Source organism: Pseudomonas sp. JV245A (genome assembly GCF_032424515.1).
In the GTDB taxonomy this organism is placed as follows: Bacteria; Pseudomonadota; Gammaproteobacteria; order Pseudomonadales; family Pseudomonadaceae; genus Aquipseudomonas; species Aquipseudomonas protegens.
Window position 1 is genome coordinate 1 of record NZ_VYKE01000653.1, and the last position, 246, is coordinate 246.

At 61.4% G+C, this 246-nt stretch carries 1 protein-coding gene; it reads right to left on the minus strand.

Annotated elements, in window-relative coordinates:
* The coding region (locus F6S12_RS33470) for an immunoglobulin-like domain-containing protein (RefSeq protein ID WP_315870078.1) at positions 1-246 on the minus strand (246 nt) is incomplete at both ends.

The window sequence follows — 246 nt, forward strand, 5'->3', positions numbered from 1 at the left end:
GCCCGCCAATGCATCGTTGGGTGCGGTGAAGTTCACGCTGGCGGACGATTCACCCACTGGAATGGTGATGGTCTGTCCGTTGGACAGGGTCACTACGACCGGCGAGCCGGTTACTGGCGCAGTCACGGAAGCGGTGTACACCACAGTGCCGCCTTCGGCGACGCTAGGGGTAGCCGTCAGTGAAACAGTGCTGGTGTCGATGGTATCGGTAACGTCGGTGACCGCTGGCGCTGGATTGGTTTCCAG